The organism is Pedobacter sp. (genome assembly GCF_035317785.1).
Taxonomy (GTDB): domain Bacteria; phylum Bacteroidota; class Bacteroidia; order Sphingobacteriales; family Sphingobacteriaceae; genus Pedobacter.
Window position 1 is genome coordinate 1 of the sequence record NZ_DATHGC010000309.1, and the last position, 5,571, is coordinate 5,571.

Sequence of the window (5,571 nt, forward strand, 5' to 3'; positions counted from 1 at the left end):
ATGGGATGGTAATCTTGGCATGACTGCCAAAAACCTGAGGATATTGAAATACAGCGATATCCTGCTCATTCGGGCAGAATCCGGATTTCATATCGGAAGCACAGACGAATCATTAATCAGAATCAACGAAATCCGCACCAGGGCAGGTCTTTTACCGGCTGTGGCGGTGACTTTGGAATCCATCTGGAACGAAAGGCACCTGGAAATGGCAATGGAACACGACAGGTGGTTCGACCTCATCAGGACAGGACAAGCGGCAGCCGCGATGGCTGCAAACGGAAAAACTTTCCAAGTGGGCGTAAATGAAGTGTTTCCGATACCGCAGGACCAGATTACGGCCAGCGGCGGAATACTTACACAAAACCCAGGATACAACTAATTTATCTAATTCACTCTTAATATTAATTAATTTAAACACTTAAACATTATGAAAACAATCAAATTAACTGGATTTACATTAGCGATTGCCCTGAGCATCGGCTTAATAAGCTGTAGCGATGACGACAATGATGGAAATACAACCCTTCCTCCAATTGGCGGATACAACAACGCCGGAGAAGTAGGAAGTGCTGATCTTCTTGCCTACTGGCCTTTAGATGGAAATGGTACAGAAAGTATCTCGAACACAGCTTCGTCAACCACCATCGGGACTACCTGGTCAGCAGGAATTAAAGGGCAGGCGGCCATCATGAATGGCGGCTATATTACGTATCCTCAAATAGCTGCATTGACCCAAACTGTGAATGCCTTCACAATAAGTGCATGGGTAAATGTTAAGAACAATCAAACTGAAGTCCCAGGTAGTGGATCGGTTTCTACGTTTTTCTCTATGAAAAGTGCTATAGACGATTGGCAAGGAAACATTATGCTATATGCTGAAACGGGTCAGCTTCGTCCGGTTACCCCTGAAGGTGTAGCAAATGATTCAATCAAGGTAAAAGCGGGTTGGAACACTGTAACTAACGGTTCACAAATTTACGAAAATGCGCTTCACCTTGAGCCATGGATGGTCGAGGAAAATTTAGTTACACCAGGAAAACACGTAGCCGGTCCTAACGTTATTGGTGGAACTTGGGCGCAACTCGTATTTACATGGGAAGGTGCAACACACAAGTTTATCATTTATTCAAATGGCGCAAAAATATCAAATCCTGCATTTGAGGTTAGAGGTGATAACTCTACGCTTGTTATGGACGCGACCTCGACGCCAATGATTGGTGCGTTTGGAAATGTTGCAACAACTGCGGATACCTGGAACAAGCCATTGACAGGTGGTGTAGATGAAATCCGGATATGGAAAAAAGCACTTAGCCAAGCTGACATCAACTCTTTGTATGAGTTGGAAAAAGCAGGAAGATAATTAAAACAAAGCATCTGGTGATATAATTGCCAGATGCTTTTACTATTGCTAAACTTCATTATTACATCTTATCAAGACAACCTAAAGTTAATCAACACATGAAAATCAACCAACTTTTAAAGCCAATAATATTCCTCTTTTTTCTCATGTTATCAATTGGACTGCATTCTCAAAATTATTTAATTTATACACCGCTTTCGCAGACGGTCACTACTACTTCAGGTGTAGAAGTTTCTGCAACAGTTCAGGTCAATTGTTATGGGGGGCAATCCGGAAGCCTTTTAGTAACTCCTACCTATTGTGCATTTGATGATGGGTTAAAGAGCATTACTTATAGTAACGGAAATTATCTAACTCCTGGTTACAATACAATAATGACATTTAAATTTAAAGCCACCGTCACTCAGAATGTTACTTCGGTCTATAAATTTTCCACAAACGGCAGTTGCTTTCAGAATGAGGCCCAAATGATAAAAATTACTGTAAATTACAATTACACCGCACCTCCTGCATGCAATGGGGGCGTACCCAATTCCATATACACTGCATGCTGTTCTCATTATTCCGATCGTTTTTTAGCTGTTTGGTCAAATAGTAACCCGAACTATGAACTCCAATACAAAAAAACTTCTGAAACAAACTGGACAAATCAAAATACGGATATTTATTATGGTGATCCATTTTGTACTAAATGGGTCAATAACTTGCTTCCAGATACCCAATATCAATGGAGGGTAAGAGGGAAATGCGCCAGCGGACAATACGGAATCTGGTCAACCGTTGAATCGGCTTATACAGTACCTTGTGTGACCACTCCTTTATCCAATGTGTCGGCAACCCCATCCGGGAGTAGTTATATAATAAACTTTACACCTGCAACTTCTAATAGCCAGATATATTATGTAATGGATTATGTGAACCTTACGAATAACTATCCAGGTTCGTTAACGATATCTAATGGTGACTATTTTTATTATGTATTGCCACCTAACAGTTTTAAATTCAAAATCAGAGTCGTTGGCGGATGCAATATACCCGATTCAGATTGGATAACCGTAAATCCTGTTTTATGCCCTGCCAACAATTATCCGGCAAGTTTGTCATTCAGCGCAACATCGATTTGTGGCAGTACGCCAGGCCATTGTTGCGGTTATGGACAATTTTCCTGGACTCCTGTTTCGGGTGCCACCAGTTATCAAATAGAATATATGGGAGTTAATTTAACAAACGGCGCTGTTCCGCCAGTATCAGGCACTTTCCAAACAGCAAGTACCAATACCACCCAGCAGACAATATATGCATGTAATGCGAATCAGGCGGGTACCTGGATACTAAAGTACCGCGTCAAATCGAAATGCCCGAATGGTACCTGGAGCGATTTTAGCCCATGGTCGGCCAATTTTGCATGGTAAAAAATCCAATCAATACAAAACCGGCGATGATTTACCGGTTTAATTAAAACATAAAACTTCCCAAGTGAAAATTATCCACCTCTTTATACTCTTCCCATTACTGCTTTCCTGCTCTTGCTCGGATTCGAAAGATATGCCAATCACAGAACCGACTCCGCCCGCAGCAGAAGTACTTACGGATGAACAAATTTTAGATCTCGCTCAAAAAGATGCGCTCAAATATTTTTGGGATTATGCCGAGACCAATTCAAAATTAGCACGCGAAAGATACCATACAGACAATACCAGCCTCGACGCACATTTGGTGACAACCGGAGGCTCAGGTTTTGGACTCATGACCATAATTGTTGGCATAGAACGGGGCTTCATTCCCCGCGAAGAAGCCGTAACACGATTAACAACCGCACTCAATTTCCTTGAAAATGCCGACCGTTTCCACGGCGCATGGTCGCATTGGATTGACGGAAACACAGGGCACGTAGTCCCATTTGGCGCCGATGATGACGGTGGCGATCTTGTAGAGACTTCTTTCATGTGCCAGGCACTGATTTGCGTCAGGGAATATTTTAAAAATAGTACCGGAGCAGAACTTGCGTTATCGCAAAAGGCTGATATACTTTGGAAAGGGGTCGATTGGAATTGGTATACCCGCGGAGGAGAAAACGTGCTTTACTGGCATTGGTCGCCCAATTTCGAATGGATCAAGAATTTTAAACTACAAGGCTATAATGAATGCCTCATTACTTATGTGATGGCCGCGTCTTCACCAACACATCCCATAACAGCTGCACCTTATAATCAAGGCTGGGCAAGAAATGGTGCAATAGTTAACGGCGGTTCCCGTTTTGGCATCCCGGTAATTTTTGATTACAATGGCGCTTCGGGAAATGTGGGTCCGATGTTCTGGTCGCATTATTCGTACATGGGATTGAATCCGACAGGTTTGACCGACCAATATGCCAATTACGAAGACCTGGTGACAAACCATACCAAAATTATGCAGAAACATTGTATCGCAAATCCTTATTCCTATGCCGAATACAGTGATAAATGCTGGGGACTAACAGCAAGTTACACCCGAAATGCGAATGGAACTACTGGTTATACCGCACATTCGCCAACCAATGACAAAGGGGTAATTACGCCAACGGCGGCGATTTCGTCATTCCCGTATCTGCCATCAGAATGTATGAAAGCACTTCGTTTCTTTTACCAGGATAAAAAAGACATCCTTATTGGTATTGCCGGACCGTATGATGCTTTTTCACCGCAGTACAATTGGGTTACGCCAAGATATCTTGCCATCGACCAGGGAACCATCACACCAATGATAGAAAATTACAGGTCAAAATTATTATGGGATCTGTTCATGAATGCGCCCGAGGTGCAAACGGGTTTACTAAACCTTGGATTCCATTCCAGCCAATACGGTTTCTGATGAATAGTATTTTAAAAACAACAAGGTTTACGTTCCATTTTGCATTAGTGATTTGTTTATTGTTTTTTAATCCGGCCATTGCGCAATCGGATATAACCGGTTCCGTCAAAACAGAAATTGTCATAAAAAAGGAAATGGGCTACGCCTTGCATATTCCTGCCAACGTTAAAGAAAAAAAACCACTGATTATTTTCCTGCACGGTTCGGGCGAAAAAGCCCCTGATATCGAAAAGGTAAAAATCCATGGTCCGTTCAAATACCTCAAGACACACCAGATCGACGCCTATGTTTTGGCACCGCAATGTCCGGAAAATGAGGATTGGGATACCGAATCGCTTTACAAGCTGATTCTGAAAATCCAAAAAGACAACAATATTGACCCAAACCGGATTTATCTTACGGGTTTAAGCCTTGGCGGATGGGAAACCTACAGCCTCGGCATCGCACATCCTGAGATGTTCGCGGCCTTGGTTCCGATTTCGGGCTTCGTGGATTTGCTCAACATAGATTACATCTGCAAAATCAAAGACATCCCGACCAAAATCTATCACGGTTTGCTTGATGATGCAGTCGATATCAGTTCAGACATCCAGGTTTATAAAGCGCTCAAAAAATGCAATGCCAATGTCGAACTCAACATCTGCAATGAATGCGGACACGATACCTGGTCTAAAGTATATGACTATCCGGAAATTTACGACTGGATGCTCAAACAAACAAAGAAATAAATCAGAACCCAATTATAAGCACATGAAAGCCAAATTGACCATGCTGTTCTTATTGGTATTAGCTTCCGGCTACAGCCAAAATAAGAATGAAAACAAGACAAAGACGATAAAACCTAAGGCCGCTTTTGTTGCAGAACTGATGGCGAAAATGACCGTTGATGAAAAAATCTATCAATTGGTGCAATTCACCTCAGACGGAACAGTAACCGGACCAATAACCGGGGAAAATTTTGTCACCAGAATCCAGCAGGGAAAAGTTGGTTCGATCTTAAACGCAACAGGGGCAAAGGAAACAAGGGAAATCCAAAAGATCAATATGGAAAGCTCCCGCCTCAAAATCCCATTGCTTTTTGGGCATGACGTCATTCATGGTTACAAGACTATTTTCCCGATCAATCTCGGGATGGCTTCTTCTTTTGACCCTTTGGCGGTTGAAAAAGCGGCACGCATCGCTGCTGCAGAAGCGTCTTCGGGCGGCGTGCACTGGACTTTCGCACCAATGGTCGACTTGGCGCGTGATCCGAGATGGGGACGCGTTTCCGAAGGCTCAGGCGAAGATGGTTTTTTAGGTTCGAGGCTCGCCGAAGCAAACGTAAGAGGTTTCCAGGGAACCGATTTCTCCAAAGCAAATAC

Annotated in this window: 6 protein-coding genes; all 6 read left to right on the forward strand. The window is 42.9% G+C overall.

Annotated features, from left to right (window positions below; translation table 11 throughout):
- Window positions 1–379 (forward strand): RagB/SusD family nutrient uptake outer membrane protein (locus tag VK541_RS19435; protein ID WP_324372084.1); only part of this gene is annotated, 379 nt, incomplete at its 5' end.
- Window positions 380–427: 48 nt separating this feature from the next.
- Window positions 428–1,360 (forward strand): LamG-like jellyroll fold domain-containing protein, encoded by a 933-nt coding sequence (locus VK541_RS19440; RefSeq protein WP_324372085.1) that lies wholly within the window; start codon window positions 428–430, stop codon window positions 1,358–1,360.
- Window positions 1,361–1,506: 146 nt separating this feature from the next.
- Entirely contained in the window at window positions 1,507–2,772 is a 1,266-nt protein-coding gene (locus tag VK541_RS19445; protein ID WP_324372086.1) for a hypothetical protein, read from the forward strand.
- Between the two features lie 133 nt (window positions 2,773–2,905).
- Window positions 2,906–4,210 carry a glucoamylase family protein gene (locus tag VK541_RS19450; protein ID WP_324372087.1) on the forward strand — a complete coding sequence of 435 codons (1,305 nt, stop codon included), beginning with the start codon at window positions 2,906–2,908 and terminating at the stop codon, window positions 4,208–4,210.
- Window positions 4,210–4,938, forward strand: coding sequence for a prolyl oligopeptidase family serine peptidase (locus VK541_RS19455; RefSeq protein ID WP_324372089.1), 729 nt, complete (start codon window positions 4,210–4,212; stop codon window positions 4,936–4,938). Before VK541_RS19450 ends, VK541_RS19455 begins: the two co-directional genes overlap by 1 nt.
- A gap of 22 nt (window positions 4,939–4,960) precedes the next feature.
- Window positions 4,961–5,571: glycoside hydrolase family 3 N-terminal domain-containing protein (locus VK541_RS19460; protein WP_324372090.1), on the forward strand; the 611-nt coding region annotated here is incomplete at its 3' end.